General features: G+C 44.8%; 16 protein-coding genes. 10 read left to right on the forward strand and 6 right to left on the reverse strand.

Translation table 11 applies throughout. The features are described from left to right. The first annotated feature begins 11 nt into the window (after nucleotides 1-11). A complete protein-coding gene (locus tag ACX5KA_RS05925; protein ID WP_202941538.1) occupies nucleotides 12-1,463 on the forward strand; it encodes a TrkH family potassium uptake protein in 1,452 nt (483 codons plus the stop codon). A 129-nt stretch (nucleotides 1,464-1,592) separates the two neighbouring features. On the opposite strand, the gene trkA is transcribed toward ACX5KA_RS05925, so the two are convergent. The 4 genes from trkA to def form a co-directional block, all read right to left on the reverse strand. After that, on the reverse strand, nucleotides 1,593-2,972 hold the full coding sequence (trkA, locus tag ACX5KA_RS05930) for a Trk system potassium transporter TrkA (protein WP_039222321.1): 1,380 nt from the start codon (nucleotides 2,970-2,972) through the stop codon (nucleotides 1,593-1,595). A 64-nt stretch (nucleotides 2,973-3,036) separates the two neighbouring features. Next, a complete protein-coding gene (gene rsmB / locus ACX5KA_RS05935; RefSeq protein WP_458730657.1) occupies nucleotides 3,037-4,356 on the reverse strand; it encodes a 16S rRNA (cytosine(967)-C(5))-methyltransferase RsmB in 1,320 nt (439 codons plus the stop codon). A gap of 2 nt (nucleotides 4,357-4,358) precedes the next feature. After that, nucleotides 4,359-5,309, reverse strand: a complete 951-nt coding sequence (gene fmt / locus ACX5KA_RS05940; RefSeq protein WP_458730658.1) for a methionyl-tRNA formyltransferase — start codon at nucleotides 5,307-5,309, stop codon at nucleotides 4,359-4,361. 8 nt (nucleotides 5,310-5,317) lie between these two features. Further along, on the reverse strand, nucleotides 5,318-5,827 hold the full coding sequence (gene def / locus ACX5KA_RS05945; RefSeq protein WP_014977863.1) for a peptide deformylase: 510 nt from the start codon (nucleotides 5,825-5,827) through the stop codon (nucleotides 5,318-5,320). Nucleotides 5,828-6,043: 216 nt separating this feature from the next. Between def and ACX5KA_RS05950 the strand changes: the two genes are divergently transcribed. The 7 genes from ACX5KA_RS05950 to ACX5KA_RS05980 all read left to right on the forward strand — a co-directional run bounded on the left by ACX5KA_RS05950 (nucleotide 6,044) and on the right by ACX5KA_RS05980 (nucleotide 11,842). After that, nucleotides 6,044-7,117, forward strand: coding sequence for a LysM peptidoglycan-binding domain-containing protein (locus ACX5KA_RS05950; RefSeq protein WP_039222359.1), 1,074 nt, complete (start codon nucleotides 6,044-6,046; stop codon nucleotides 7,115-7,117). 38 nt (nucleotides 7,118-7,155) lie between these two features. Further along, nucleotides 7,156-8,265 carry a DNA-processing protein DprA gene (gene dprA / locus ACX5KA_RS05955; RefSeq protein WP_039222329.1) on the forward strand — a complete coding sequence of 370 codons (1,110 nt, stop codon included), beginning with the start codon at nucleotides 7,156-7,158 and terminating at the stop codon, nucleotides 8,263-8,265. 1 nt (nucleotide 8,266) lies between these two features. Continuing rightward, nucleotides 8,267-8,743: a DUF494 family protein gene (locus tag ACX5KA_RS05960; RefSeq protein ID WP_014947732.1), complete on the forward strand. Its 477-nt coding sequence runs from the start codon at nucleotides 8,267-8,269 to the stop codon at nucleotides 8,741-8,743. 85 nt (nucleotides 8,744-8,828) lie between these two features. Further along, the gene (locus ACX5KA_RS05965) at nucleotides 8,829-9,371 is read left to right on the forward strand and encodes a DNA topoisomerase family protein (protein WP_039222332.1); all 543 of its coding nucleotides are present in this window, start codon (nucleotides 8,829-8,831) and stop codon (nucleotides 9,369-9,371) included. A 21-nt stretch (nucleotides 9,372-9,392) separates the two neighbouring features. Next, the gene (locus ACX5KA_RS05970) at nucleotides 9,393-9,998 is read left to right on the forward strand and encodes an L-threonylcarbamoyladenylate synthase (RefSeq protein WP_039222334.1); all 606 of its coding nucleotides are present in this window, start codon (nucleotides 9,393-9,395) and stop codon (nucleotides 9,996-9,998) included. Continuing rightward, nucleotides 9,995-10,927, forward strand: coding sequence for an oxygen-dependent coproporphyrinogen oxidase (gene hemF, locus ACX5KA_RS05975; protein WP_039222335.1), 933 nt, complete (start codon nucleotides 9,995-9,997; stop codon nucleotides 10,925-10,927). The genes ACX5KA_RS05970 and hemF overlap by 4 nt, the downstream gene beginning before the upstream one ends. 234 nt (nucleotides 10,928-11,161) lie before the next feature. After that, complete coding sequence (locus tag ACX5KA_RS05980; protein WP_014947736.1) at nucleotides 11,162-11,842, forward strand: OmpW family outer membrane protein; 681 nt, start codon at nucleotides 11,162-11,164, stop codon at nucleotides 11,840-11,842. Nucleotides 11,843-11,966: 124 nt separating this feature from the next. On the opposite strand, the gene ACX5KA_RS05985 is transcribed toward ACX5KA_RS05980, so the two are convergent. Continuing rightward, a complete protein-coding gene (locus ACX5KA_RS05985) occupies nucleotides 11,967-12,398 on the reverse strand; it encodes a group II truncated hemoglobin (RefSeq protein WP_014947737.1) in 432 nt (143 codons plus the stop codon). Between ACX5KA_RS05985 and aroE the strand changes: the two genes are divergently transcribed. Then, nucleotides 12,397-13,236 (forward strand): shikimate dehydrogenase, encoded by an 840-nt coding sequence (gene aroE, locus ACX5KA_RS05990; RefSeq protein ID WP_039222347.1) that lies wholly within the window; start codon nucleotides 12,397-12,399, stop codon nucleotides 13,234-13,236. The genes ACX5KA_RS05985 and aroE overlap by 2 nt on opposite strands. Here aroE and ACX5KA_RS05995 read toward each other — a convergent pair. After that, nucleotides 13,233-13,775 (reverse strand): gamma carbonic anhydrase family protein, encoded by a 543-nt coding sequence (locus ACX5KA_RS05995; RefSeq protein ID WP_014977871.1) that lies wholly within the window; start codon nucleotides 13,773-13,775, stop codon nucleotides 13,233-13,235. The two genes, aroE and ACX5KA_RS05995, sit on opposite strands and share 4 nt — an antisense overlap. A 175-nt stretch (nucleotides 13,776-13,950) precedes the next feature. Here ACX5KA_RS05995 and ACX5KA_RS06000 point away from each other — a divergent pair, with 175 nt between their 5' ends. Beyond that, nucleotides 13,951-14,994 carry a UDP-N-acetylglucosamine 2-epimerase gene (locus tag ACX5KA_RS06000; protein WP_014977872.1) on the forward strand — a complete coding sequence of 348 codons (1,044 nt, stop codon included), beginning with the start codon at nucleotides 13,951-13,953 and terminating at the stop codon, nucleotides 14,992-14,994. Nucleotides 14,995-15,083 lie beyond the last annotated feature (89 nt).

Consider the following 15,083-nt stretch of genomic DNA (forward strand, 5'->3'; position numbering starts at 1 on the left):
CATAACAAACAATGCACTACCGTGCCATCATACGAATACTTGGGTTATTAATTGCGCTTTTTAGCGTAACCATGATCCCACCCGCTATCGTGTCGTTGATTTATCAAGATGGCAGTGGCCTGCCTTTTATCCTCGCATTTATATTTTGTGTCATCGGCGGTATGGCATTGTGGTACCCCAACCGTCAGCAGAAGAATGACTTAAGAGCACGAGAAGGGTTTCTGATTGTTGCGCTGTTTTGGTCAGTACTAGCAAGCGTGGGGGCAATTCCACTTATCTTGCTAGAGCAACCAAGCATGACGGTGACCGATGCTTTCTTTGAGTCATTTTCTGGCCTGACTACAACTGGGGCTACGGTTATTGAGGGGATAGATTTTCTTCCTCACTCAGTACAGTTTTACCGTCAACAACTTCAGTGGTTAGGCGGCATGGGTATCATCGTACTCGCAGTTGCCATTTTACCTATCCTTGGAGTCGGGGGCATGCAGCTTTATCGGGCAGAAACGCCTGGCCCAGTTAAAGATAATAAAATGACTCCGCGTATTGCCGATACGGCAAAGCATTTGTGGTACATCTACCTATCCATAACCATTGCATGTTCCGGTGCATATTGGCTTGCGGGAATGAATATTTTTGATGCGATTTGCCATTCTTTCTCAACGGTTGCTATTGGTGGCTTTTCGAACCACGACGCCAGCTTAGGCTATTTTAATAGTCCTATGGTAAACGTTGTGTGTACCGTGTTTTTGCTTATTGCTGCATTGAACTTCTCTTTACACTATGCGGCGGTGAGCTCTCGTTCGGTTAAAGGCTATTTTAACGATCCAGAGTTTAAGGCGTTCTTTATCATTCAAGCCTCACTCATCGGGATTTGCTTCTTAGTTCTTACACTTTCAGGCTATTACAGTTCGGCAGAGCAGGCTTTAGACCAAGCTATGATCCAAGCGGTATCTATTAGTACCACAGCAGGGTTTGCCACAACCGATTTTTCGGTATGGCCTACATTCCTGCCCATTATGCTTATTTTTTCAAGCTTTATCGGCGGGTGCGCGAGCTCCACGGGTGGGGGCTTAAAAGTAGTACGCGTGTGCCTACTGTTTCTACAAGGCAAGCGCGAGGTTGATAGGCTAATTCACCCGAAAGCGGTATACAGCGTTAAGTTTGGCGACCGTGCCATGCCTGACAGAGTCGTTGAAGCGGTATGGGGGTTCTTTTCGGCTTATGCAGTGGTGTTTGTTATTATTATGATAGGCTTGATTGCCACGGGTTTAGATAACCTAAGCGCTTTTACCGCTACTGCGGCCATGTTGAATAACTTAGGTCCGGGGTTGGGCAGCGTAGCGGCCAACTATGCTGATGTTACTGACGCGGGCAAGTGGATACTGGTGATTGCCATGGTGTTTGGTCGACTAGAAGTCTTCTCTTTACTGGTGTTATTTTCACCCACATTCTGGCGAAGCTAATTTAAGTAGGAACCCACTTGCTAAGCCAACAGGTTTGAATTGTAAATACAAAAAACAAAGGGCGAAGATAATCGCCCTTTGCCTTTCATAACTGCATTGTTTAACAATGCTTGCGGTAAACCGTAAAAGCTAGCCGAAGAAAAATGCGCTGGGTTGGAACAGCTTTTCCACGTCGTTGATGTATTTCTTATCAACCAAGAACAAAATTACATGGTCGTTTGCTTCAATCTTGGTATCGCTGTGAGCAATAATCACCTGATCGTCTCGAACAATAGCCCCAATCGTGGTACCTGGCGGTAGTTTAATATCGCCTATTTGTTTGCCAACCACCTTAGAGGTATTTTCATCACCGTGCGCTATCGCTTCAATAGCCTCGGCAGCACCTCGTCGTAATGAGTATACGTTTACAATGTCACCGCGACGTACGTGAGTCAGTAGCGCCGAAATAGTGGCTTGTTGAGGTGAAAACGCGATGTCTATCTCACCGCCTTGCACCAAGTCCACATAAGCACTGCGCTGGATAAGCACCATGGCTTTTTGTGCACCCATACGCTTGGCCAGCATGGCTGACATGATATTCGCTTCATCGTCGTTGGTAACAGCAATAAAGGCGTCGACTTGCTCGATATTTTCTTCGCTAAGTAACTCAGGATCAGATGCGTCACCGCTGAAAACAATGGTTTTATCTAAGTTGGCAGAAAGATACTTTGCTCGTTCTGGGCTGTATTCAATAAGCTTAACGTTGTGATTGTGCTCCAGTTGTTTAGCTAAACCTGCGCCAATCAAACCACCACCGGCTATCATAATTCGCTTGTAACTTGATTCGAGCTTTTGAAGCTCACTCATTACTGCGCGAATGTGCTTGGTAGCGGCAATGAAGAATACTTCATCATCAGCCTCAATAACCGTGGTACCTAACGGGCGAATAGGACGTCCGCGTCGGTAAATGGCAGCAACCCGAGTTTCAACATTCGGCATGTGGTCTTTAAGCGCAGATAACGCGTGGCCTACTAACAAACCGCCGTAATACGCTTTTACTGCTACAAGGCTAGCTTTGCCTTCAGCAAACTCAACCACCTGAAGTGCGCCGGGGTAATCTATTAGACGTTTGATGGCCTTAGTTACCAACTGCTCAGGAGCGATAATGTGGTCAACGGGAATGTCTTGCTGTTTATATAGCTGCTCTTGGTAAATGATATACTGTTCAGAGCGCACCCGAGCGATTTTAGTGGGTGTTTTGAATAGACTGTAGGCCACCTGACAGGCCAACATGTTGCTTTCATCACTGTTGGTTACGGCTATCAACATATCAGCATCTTCCGCACCGGCCTTACGCAACACGTCAGGGTGTGAACCCACGCCTGTTACTACTTGTAAATCAAGGCGGTCTTGAAGTGCGCGCAATATAGTGGGGTCAGAGTCAATAACCGTTATTTCGTTATTCTCACCCACTAAGTTTTCAGCAAGTGTTCCGCCTACTTGGCCGGCCCCTAAAATGATGATCTTCATCGTTATTATTTTGCCTTCATATCCGTGCAGGTCTTAAACGTGTGACGTTGCACAACTATTGAACTCAGTCTGATGACTTTACCAGCCTCGCATAGTAGAAACCATCCATTTGTTGCTCACCAGGCGTTATCTGACGTCCGGGTTTGTCGACAGTCTCCGTTTTTACTAAGGGCGATAAGGTAGCGTCAGGTGTGTCGGCTAAAAACTGCTTTATTTGCGCCATGTTCTCTTTCGGCAAAATAGAACACGTTGCATATAGTAGTGTGCCACCCGGTTTTAATAGACCCCACAATGTATCTAATATGCGCCGTTGTAGCTGCGCTAGATTGTCGATGTCATTGGCTTTTCGAAGCCATCTAATATCTGGGTGACGTCGAATAACGCCAGTTGCAGAGCAGGGGGCATCCAGTAATATTCTGTCGAAGGGCTTTCCGTCCCACCAGGTCTCAGGATTAGCTGCATCACCCTGCTTAATATCGACTGTATGCTTAAGGCGAGTCATGTTTTCTTCTACGCGTTTTAGGCGTGTAGCGTCGGCATCAAGCGCTAACACGTACTCTGTATCAGGTGCACACTCAACAATGTGCCCTGTTTTTCCGCCGGGTGCGGCGCAACAATCTAAAATGCGTTCGTTCGCTTGGGGCTTTAGGTAATACGCAGCTAATTGCGCTGCCCCATCTTGTACCGCAAAGTGACCTTTTTCAAAACCAGGCAAGGCAGTAATATCTTCTCGCTTAGTCAGAATTACCGCATCAGCGTGGTTTTCACTAAGGGTATATTCAACCCCTGCTTTATCTAGCGCCTGAGTAAATGCCGCCAACGATGTTTGCAATTTGTTCACACGAAGCCAGATGGGGGCCATGGCATTCGTTTCAGTACGTACCTGCTCGGCGTCGTCACCGTAGGCGTTCTCAATTGCCTTGAATAACCACTTTGGTAAGCCGCTGTTTATAATGGCGTCGTCTACCGGTTTGTCAGCAAGGTTCTCACGCTGAAAATTACGCAATACCGCATTAACTAACCCTTTTAGCCCTGCTGCATTTAAATAAGACGCTGCAGCGACGGTTTCGCCAACGGCGGCGTGATTGCTAACGCGGGAAAAGTTAAGCTGATACAAACCAAGAAGAATGAGGTGTTCAATAACCTTTTTATTTCCCTTTAAGGGTCTATCAAGCAAAGAGCGCAGCCAATACTGTAAAAGGGGAAGTCGACGCATTACCCCTAACGACATCTCCTGAATCCATGCGTTGTCTTTAGCGTTATGTCTGCGCTGAACGCGTTCTAGGCATTCTCGAGATGACTTGCCTTGCTCTAAAATTTGATAAATAACCCACGCGCAATCTGCGCGCAGGTTCTTTTGTTTGGGAAGGGGTAATGGTTTCACGTTTAGTCCGCTTGTGTCAGACAACGGCCCACTTCAAACCACGTTTGGCGAGCATTGATAACGTCTGACGCTGGAAGCGCCTTTTTACCTGGAATTTGAAGTGATGTAATGCAAAGCGCATCGCGCCCTGTAGCGATAGTAATGCCTTCTTTATTGGCATTGATTACCGTACCTGGCGTTACATCTTTATTTAACGGAACAACGTTAGCAGACCATATCTTTACATTCTGATCTTCGACCTGCATCCACGCTACAGGCCAAGGATTGAAGGCGCGGATATTACGCGCTATTTGTTCTGCATCGTCTGCCCAATTAATAAGGGCTTCTTCTTTTGATAGTTTTTTCGCGTAGGTCGCTTGAGAATCATCTTGTTTGGTGGGTGTGTAACGATCAAATTCATTAACGACCTCGACCAACGCTTGTGGTCCCAGCTCTGCGAGTTTCTCGTACAACGTTGCGCTGCTATCTTCAGGTGTAATAGGTAATGTTGCAATGTGCAGCATATCACCCGTGTCTAAGCCTTCATCCATTTGCATTATGGTAACGCCTGTCTCAGCGTCGCCAGCCCAGATAGCGCGTTGTATTGGAGCTGCGCCTCGCCACTTGGGCAAAATAGAGCCGTGCACGTTAATGCAACCTAGCTTAGGTGCATTTAACACAGCTGTAGGCAGTATCAGGCCATACGCAACCACCACCATTAAATCAGCATTGAGCGAGGCCAATTCTTCTTGGGCCTCTGCCGCTTTTAGCGATTGTGGCTGATACACAGGAATGGCATATTCTTCAGCGAGCACTTTAACGGGACTGGCAGTAAGCTTTTTACCTCGCCCAGCGGGTCTATCAGGCTGAGTGTAAACAGCAATAACCTCGTGCTCGCTCTCTATCAACGCTGATAGATGTTTAGCTGCAAAATCCGGAGTACCGGCAAAAATCACTTTCAATGGAGTTGTCACGTTATTCCTTAGGCTTTTGCAGCAAGACGCGCTTCTTTCTCAAGCTTTTTACGAATACGCTGGCGCTTAAGCGGTGAAAGGTAATCAATAAACAATTTACCTTTTAAATGGTCGAGCTCGTGCTGGATACAAATCGCTAACAAACCTTCTGCATCCAACTCAAAGCTTTCGCCGTTTTGATCTAGCGCTTTTACGGTAATTGCTTCGGCACGCTCAACTTTCGCGTAATTACCAGGCACTGATAAACAGCCTTCTTCGCTAATCGTGGAGCCGTCTTTACGAATGATTTCAGGGTTAATAAATACGCGTGGCTCGTTTTGATCTTCCGATACGTCCATTACAACAACTTGAACGTGTCGGTTAACTTGCGTTGCAGCAAGGCCAATACCGTTCTCGTCTTTCATGGTTTCGAACATGTCCGATACCAACTGTTTAATTTCGTCGTTAACCTCTTCAACCGGCTTAGCTACCGTGCGAAGACGTTCATCAGGAAAACTTAATACGTCTAAAATTGCCATTTCTCGCTTACATCACCTTTTCGCTGTATAAATTCATATACGATCTAATTGCCAGCACACTTTACAGTGCTCATTAAGTTACTATTCTAACGTATATCGGGTGGTTTCGTGCAGTTTTTTGCCTAAACCCTATAAGAATACGTACTTCTGCCGATATAGTGCTATTGTCTGAAAAATCAACAATAAATGACAGCGAATAATTTGCAGGTGGTTAATTTGAAAAAGCGATTAATTTACGCGCGTCGCGCAACAACACTTATCCTTGGAGTGCTTTTATCGTTGCCTGCGTTCGCACTTCAATTAAAAGATAGTGCGCCTGAAACTTATACTGTGAAGCGTGGTGACACGCTTTGGGAAATTGCGAGCATTTTTCTAAACGAGCCTTGGCTATGGCCAGAGCTGTGGCGAACTAACACGCAAATCGATAATCCTCATCTTATCTATCCCGGCGATGTTATTGTCGTAGGTTATATTAATGGTCAGCCTGTCTTAAGCGTTAAAAGAGATAAGCTCGCCTACAACTTGTCACCTTCAACCGATAAGCGAATTAAGTCAAAACCTGTCGACGTACTGTCCTGGATAACTATTTCTCCCTTTATAAGACATCATATGCTAATAGACGAGGGGAGCTACTCAGCATTACCCAGGCTTCTAGGTAATCAAGACGGAAATGTAAGATTCGCATCAGATGACTTTGTGCTAAGCCAGCAACAATTCAGTACCGACGACCAGTACAGAGTGATAAGAAAGCACGCTACTATCAAAAATCTTGAAGGCGAGACGTTGGGCATTCAGGTTACGCATGTGTCTAACGCTTCTCTAGTAGAAAAAGACCAAGCAGACGATACCATGTTGCTTTTTATTGACGATGCCAATCAAGAAGCAAAGCGCGGCGATAAACTTATGGCTGGTGGTTTTTCCCACCCTGAAGATTTTGAGCTTATTCCAGCGACTTCACAAAGAGGGGCTGTGGTGGGTGACTTGCACGACCATGATTTGCTCGGCAAGTACGACGTTGTCATTCTTGATTTAGGCTCTATGGATGTGGCGCCAGGCACCGTTTTAGGTGTGTACGCGCAAGGTCCAGCAATTATTGACGAAGATAGCCCACGCTATATTGATGAGCCCGGTGCTAAAAGTGGTGGTGAATGGTTTATCGATACAGTAGCGCAGCCTGCGCTTAAAGTAGGCGAAGTGATTGTGTTTAAAACATTTGATGCGGCAAGTTACGGATTAATAACGCGAGCGAACAGAGGGATTAAGCGCGGCTTTATTGTCGCTAAGCCTTAAATGCTTAACGTTTCATTGTCGCTCTAAAAGGAGCGACAATGAACAAGCAAACTTCTCATATAGACGGCGACCTCTCTGCATGGTTAGCACTGGCCTCTGCGCAACGTGTTTCTCCTAAAACCTGGTTACAGGCAATCAAACATTATCAACTATCTCCCGCTGAGTTAGCCGGTAACACATCATCACTTCCCGACACTGTAAAACAGCTTACATGTCAAATATCAAAACCTTTAGTTGATGCAGCTTTTACGTGGAAACAGGGGAGTAACAATAGACATATTATTACCTATTCGTCTTCATACTATCCTCAATCGCTCAAGCAGTTAGACAGCCCACCTCTTGTAATATTGGCAACAGGAGATTGTGCTTTATTGCAAAGTCCACAAATAGCAATTGTAGGTAGTAGAAGATCTAGCTTTCAGGGGAGGCGTATAGCAAGCGACATTGCGTTTGGGTTGTCAGAAAACGGCATTGTGGTGACTAGCGGGCTCGCTATGGGCATTGATAGTGCTGCACACCAAGGCGCGCTGTCTGGTAGTACTGGAACCATTGCAGTAATGGGTACGGGACCTGAAAAGGTATATCCAGCTAAAAATAATAAGCTCTATGAAGCTATTAATAATGACGGAGGTGTCACCGTCACAGAGTTTTTTCCAGGTCAGGGACCCAAGCCTTGGCATTTTCCCAGGCGAAATCGAATTATCGCAGCGTTGTCCCTTGGAACCTTAGTGGTAGAGGCAAAAATTAAGAGTGGCACCTTGATAACTGCGAATTTGGCCGCAGATATGGGGCGGGAAGTATTCGCTGTGCCAGGCAATATCGCTAATGCTTACGCTGAAGGTTGCCACTGGTTAATCCAACAGGGCGCGAAATTAGTAACGAATATAAGCGATATTCTAGATGAAGTTGGCGTTCAGCCTGAGCAAAAAGGCTTGAGTGTTGACGAGCAAAACGAAAAAAGTACAGCGAATAGCTTGGCAACCGATAAATTATTAGCTAGTGTGGATTATGACATCACCGCTATTGATGTTATAGCCCAGCGCAATGCCTTATCTGTATCGCAAGCAATGGCATCATTATTAGAATATGAGTTGCGTGGTTTAGTGGCCGCTGTCCCTGGTGGTTACGTTAAATTGAGGGGAAAATAATATGTTCGATATCCTCATGTATCTGTTTGAAAACTTCATTCACAGTGAAACGGAAATTCGTGTTGACCAAGACGAGTTAACGGAAGAGCTTGTGCGCGCAGGATTTCATCACGATGAGATTTATAAAGCCCTCGCATGGTTAGAAAAGTTAGCGGCACTGCAAGAGACGGATATCAAACCGTACTTTTGTAAAGGCATTAGCACTAGCTTAAGCCGTATTTACACGCATGAAGAACAAATGCGTTTAGATGTGGAATGTCGCGGTTTTCTTATGTTCTTAGAGCAGGTCAATGTGTTGGATGCCTCCACACGCGAAATGGTTATAGATCGTGTTATGGAAATTGATTCCAATGAGTTTTGCTTGGAAGACCTGAAGTGGGTTGTGCTAATGGTACTATTCAACGTACCTGGCAAAGAGAAAGCCTACGCACAAATGGAAGATCTTTTGTTCGAAGAGCCAGATGGTGTTCTGCATTAATGCAGTTGTAGTCACTGGTATTTGAATCTTTACTTAAAAATGCGCTGTAAAATTACAGCGCATTTAAGGCCTTAACGTCCAATACATGTCTAAAATAGACCATTCACTCTTTTCAGCGCACGAGCATGCTCTTGATGATAATTTCGGAGATTGCCCCGAGTGCGGTAAACCTCTTCATATAAAGAACAGTAAATCCGGCCCTTTTATCGGGTGTACGGGCTATCCGGAATGTAGCTTTAGTAAGCCACTTCACGATAAACAAACCACCATACTGAAAACCTTAGACGGTGTAGCCTGCCCAGAGTGCGCATCCGACTTAGCCATAAAGAAGGGGCGGTTTGGCATGTTTATCGGATGCACTAATTTTCCTTCATGCCATCACATAGAGCCCATTAAAGAAAAAGAAGACACTTTGGTGGATTGTCCAAAGTGTAAGAAAGGACACCTAATCTCGCGTACTAACAAATACGGCAAACAGTTTTTTGCGTGCAACCATTATCCACAATGTCGATATGTGCTAAATTTCACGCCGGTAAATGAAAGCTGCCCAGACTGCGGTTGGGGAGTATTGATAGATAAAAAGGGGCAGTTACAGTGTCCTCAGCCAGCTTGCGGCTATAAAAAGTAACTATACGAAGAGATTAAAACCATGTCTGATATCCAAAATGGGAACGTAAACACGTTTACCCCCGTTGAGGCTAACTCACCTGAAGTAGACCCTGTTGTTGCCGCATTCCAAGCTGGCAGTTTAATCGTTTATCCAACCGAAGCGGTAATGGGCATCGGATGTGACCCCGACAATGAAGCCGCAGTAAATGCGCTGTTAGAGATAAAACAGCGACCGGTAGAAAAAGGCGTGATCTTGATTGCTGCGAATTACAGTCAGCTACTGCCTTATGTAAACGACAATGCCATTCGCCCAGATAGACGCACTGATATTTTTTCGAGCTGGCCAGGCCCTAATACCTGGCTATTACCTAAGTCGTCATCTGCGCCAGTTTGGTTAACCGGCAAGCATAGTAAAATAGCGGTGCGCGTAACTAACCACCCAGTGGTAGTGGAGCTGTGTAATAAGCTAGGAAAACCAATAGTTTCTACAAGCGCTAACCTGACCGGCCAACCGCCGGCCACGACCACTGAAGAAGCAAAAAACGTATTCGCTGATTCTGTATTCTACGTCGAAGGGGAAGTAGGCGGTGCAACTAAACCCAGCACCATTCGAGATGGCGACACAGCAGAGGTAATAAGAGCATGACATCAGCAGGATTACTGGACGGTAAAAACGCCGCTGAAGTAATAGAACAAGTAAAAAGTTATCTACTGGGGTTGCAAGACACTATTTGCCAAACCCTTGAACTTGCCGACGGTAAGGGCCAGTTTGTCGAAGACAGTTGGCAGCGTGAAGAAGGTGGCGGTGGCCGTTCTCGAGTACTAAAAAATGGTGCAGTGATTGAACAAGGTGGCGTTAACTTTTCCCATGTGTTTGGCAGTCAAATGCCGGCATCAGCAACGGCTAATCGGCCTGAATTAGCAGGAAGAAACTTTCAGGCTATGGGTGTTTCACTCGTTATTCATCCACATAACCCGTATATCCCAACGTCACACGCTAATGTTCGCTTTTTTATTGCAGAAAAAGAGGGCGAGGCACCTATTTGGTGGTTTGGCGGTGGCTTCGACTTAACGCCATTTTATCCGTTTAAAGATGACGTTGTACATTGGCATGATACCGCTAAAAAATTATGTAAGCCGTTTGGCGATGATGTCTACCCTAAGTACAAAAAGTGGTGCGACGACTACTTTTACTTAAAGCATCGCAATGAAACTCGCGGAGTGGGCGGTTTATTCTTCGACGACCTGAATGAATGGGGCTTTGAACAGTCATTTGCATTCATGCAGGCTGTTGGTAATGGCTTCATCGATGCTTACGTTCCTATTGTTGAACGTCGTAAGCAAACCGATTTCGGCGAAAGAGAGCGTGATTTCCAACTTTATCGCCGGGGCCGCTACGTTGAGTTTAACCTTGTATTCGACCGGGGCACTTTATTTGGACTGCAAACCGGCGGACGTACGGAATCAATTCTAATGTCGATGCCGCCGCTAGCGCGTTGGGAGTACTGTTACACGCCTGCACCGGGTAGCGCCGAGGCCAAGCTGACAGACTGGTTAAAACCTACTGATTGGTGATCAATTGTTAAATAAGGCTGCGCTTAAATCCTTAAGTGTGCCGCCGATAGCAGCTTTCATCTTTAATGACTAAAAAACGCCTTATTAACGTTAATGCGGCGTTTTTTTTGATCTACATCAAGGTGGAATATCATCTGCGTTTCAGTGAGTTATCAAACTTGCGCTGGATCAATGTTTCTCTTAACCACAGGCGTAAAGTAGCGCCATCTTAGTTAAACACAAAAGAGACACATCATGCGCAAACACTTTTTATCTGCATCTGCACTTTGCCTTACACTTGCTGCACTCTCACCTTTAGCTAGCGCTCACCAGCAGGGCGACTGGATTGTTCGTGGCGGTCTTACGACCGTTGCTCCTGACGAATCGACGTCTAACATCGTCGCGGGTGGAACTGATCTTGGCGTGGCCCTTAATATCGATAACGATACTCAGCTAGGTTTAAATGTAGCGTACTTTATTACTGACAATATTAATATTGAGCTGCTTGCCGCAACGCCGTTTAAGCACGACGTTAATTTTTCTGTTGCTGATCCGTTAGGGACGGGTAACCAGCTTGGTGAAGTCACGCATCTTCCTCCTACGCTTACCGCAAACTACTATTTTAATGATGCCAGCTCTGCGTTTCAGCCGTACATTGGTGCAGGTATCAACTATACCTTTATATTTGATGAAGAGTTTACAGGTGCGAATGAAACAGCTGGCTTAAGCGACCTTTCGCTTGATAATTCATTTGGCTTGTCAGCACAGGTGGGAATGGATTACCAAATTGATACCAAATGGCATGTCAATGCATCGGTTCGATTCATTGATATAGATACCGAAGCAACCTTCAAAGTGGGTGATGCTGCTGGAAAGGTAAGTGATATTGAAATAGATCCTTGGGTGTATACCTTATCGGTGGGTTACACATTCTAATTATTAGTTCTACGCCTTATTAACTATTAGGCTTTCACAATTGCACTACTTTATGCGCCATAAAGAGCGTAGACAGTAACAGGGGAGTTGCGCGTTAAAAGGTTAATCCTTTCAACGCGCTTTTTTATTTTGTATTCACCATGTGATTGGCGAGTTGATCAAGTGCGTCTATCAACTGTTGAGCTAAGGCGATATCTTCAACCGTTTTAAACATGGCTTTTCGCATGCAATACATCCACTGAGCTTTTAACTCCGGTGTTACGGTATAAGGTAGGTGGCGTGCACGCAGACGCGGGTGGCCATACTGCTGCTGGTAATCATCAGGACCACCAAGCCATAAACTTAAATATAGAAAGAACACGTGGCGAATTCTGTCTAATGGCTGGGGGTGAATAGCTAGCAATTCATTGGCGAGTGGATCGGTTTCCATTATGTCGTAAAACGTATTTGCTAATTCCCGTACTTTCTCCTCTCCACCTATACGTTCATATGGTGTACTCTGCGAAGCACGATTATCGCTTTTCTTCTTTATATTAAATAAGTCTCGTATTCCCATGAAAAAATTCGCTGTATTCGGAAATCCTATTGCACAGAGTTTATCACCAACTATCCATCAAATGTTTGCTGAACAAGTGGGAGAAAAGATTTCTTATGAAAAGATACTTGCGCCAGTAGATGGTTTTGTAGATGCCGCCAACGCGTTTTTAGCTCAGGAAGGCGCGGTAGGTTGTAACGTCACTATGCCTTTTAAGCTTGATGCATTCAACTTGGCAAAGGTAGATGACCAAGCAGCCAAAGATGCACAAGCTGTTAATACGCTAATGAATGGTGACAGCGGTGAAGTGTGGGGATACAACACTGATGGTGTAGGGCTGGTAAACGACTTGCTTAACAGCGGTGTGGAAATTAAGGGTAAGCGCGTGTTGCTTATTGGTGCCGGCGGCGCAGCCCGTGGCGTAATCTCCCCGTTAATAAAAGCAGGGGCCGCTTCTTTAACCATTGCAAATAGAACCAAAGCAAAAGCTGAGGAAGTAGTAAATGCTGCCTCTAACGCTAAAGTGCAGGTGGTCGCGCTTGAGGATATCGCAGATGTTGCGCCTCATATTATTATTAATTCAACAGCCGCCAGTTTAAGCAATGAATTGCCGTGCCGTTTAAATGATGGTGTTTTACAAAATTGTGAAGTGGTGTATGACATGGTTTATAAAAACTCACCCACGCGCTTTATGAGAGATGCGGCCGAACTTGGTGTTAAGACACAAATCGATGGATTAGGGATGCTGGTTGAGCAAGCGGCTGAAGCATTCTACATATGGACACAAAAGCGCCCCGATACTTCAGATATTGTAAAACGTGTCAGGGCTATCGTTGAGCAAGGTGAGAAGCGAAACTAGTTCGCTTCTTCAAGGTACTCATCTTTCAATACAACATAGTTAACGGCAGACTGTTTCAGGAATGCCATTTCAGCGTCGTTGAGCGGTCTTTTCTTTTGCATGGGGTTTCCCACGTAAAGAAATCCGCTTTCTAACCGTTTGTTTGGCGGTACTAATGTACCTGCACCAATAAATACATCATCTTCAACAACAACGCCATCCATTACAATAGCGCCCATGCCTACTAGAATTCGATTACCCAACTGGCAGCCGTGCAGCATACACTTGTGCCCAACGGTAACGTCCTCACCAATAATAAGTGGGAAGCCGTTGGGGTTTTTCTCAGATTTACGGGTAACGTGTAAAACACTGCCATCTTGAATATTAGAACGGGCACCAATACGAATTTTGTTTACGTCGCCACGAGCTGCAACCAGCGGCCAAATACTCGCATCATCTTCTAAAACTACATCACCGACGATTCTTGCCGAGCCATCAACATAGACATTCTTTCCTAATGTAGGAGAAACACCTTTAAAACTGATTACAGGTTGTGCCATAGAACTCTCTTTAAGCGAAATTATGCAGGACATGGTAAGCCTTTTTTAAAGAAATGCATAAAACACATTAACACTTGATGATTAATCTTGTTATCGATAGCTAGCTTCAATCTTTTAAAGCGACAATGCTGATATACTATAGAAAAAATCAAAATGCTATTTCTACGGAGAGTTCATGTCAAAGCGCTATGTACTATTTGCGGCACTGCCTTATTCCTATTCAATATTGCGACCTATTCAATCTGAGATAAGAAAGCGTGGTGGTGAAGTAGCGTGGTATCTGGAGCATAGCTGTGAAGACTTGTTACTTGCCGATGAGAAAAGATTAGCAACAGTTGAAGAGCTTGTTGAGTTCAATCCCGATGCGACTTTGACTCCCGGTAATTACATTTATCATTTTATTCCTGGTATTAAGGTAGGCGTATTTCATGGCTACTTTATTGGTAAGCGTGGCGAACAGACCTATCAAGAAGATTCCCATTTCCGCATTCGCGGGTGGTTTGACTTAATTTGTACACAAGGACCAAGCAGTACAGCACCCTATAAAATTCTAGAACAGCAGCATGGTAGCTTTAAGGCTTATGAAACAGGATGGTGCAAGGTCGATACCTATATAAAAGGAAAACGCCCGCCGGCATCAAATCCTCCAACAATACTTTACGGAACAACGTTTACTAAAGGTATTAGTTCGGCCGAGTCGGTTTTTGAAACTATCGAGAAATTAGCTAAAGAAAGAGATTGGAACTGGATCCTTACATTTCATCCTAAACTGCACGGCTCCGAAATTGTGGAACGTTATAAACAATTAGCTGCGTCTATAGATAACGTTAAATATCTACATAACGTTGACTTAGACAGTGTGAACGAAGCAAGTGTGCTTCTTTGCGATAGTTCATCCATCATTCTAGAATTTATGATGCAAGAAAAACCGGTGGTGACGTTCCGCAATACTAATCCAGGTCCTCATCTAATAGACGTGACAGAAACAAGTGAAATTGAAGCGGCTATAGATTACGCGCTTACGAAGCCTATTGAAGTAATTGATGCAATAAATGCTTATGTAGATCTCCATGAGAAATACAGGGATGGTCGTAATAGCGAGCGCGTTTTAGACGCTATTGATGACTTTATTCTCAAATACAAAGGAAAGCTAAAGCCGCATAAGCCTGGAATATGGCGTAAATTTCAGATGAGAAAGAAGACGGGATACTGGAAATAGGGTGTTTTTGCTGAATAAACGAGCATTCAAAACGAATATGACACTTTTTTTAAAATAAGTGTTGACGTGAGCGCTCATTTCCCTAAAAT

The organism is Alteromonas alvinellae, assembly GCF_902705805.1.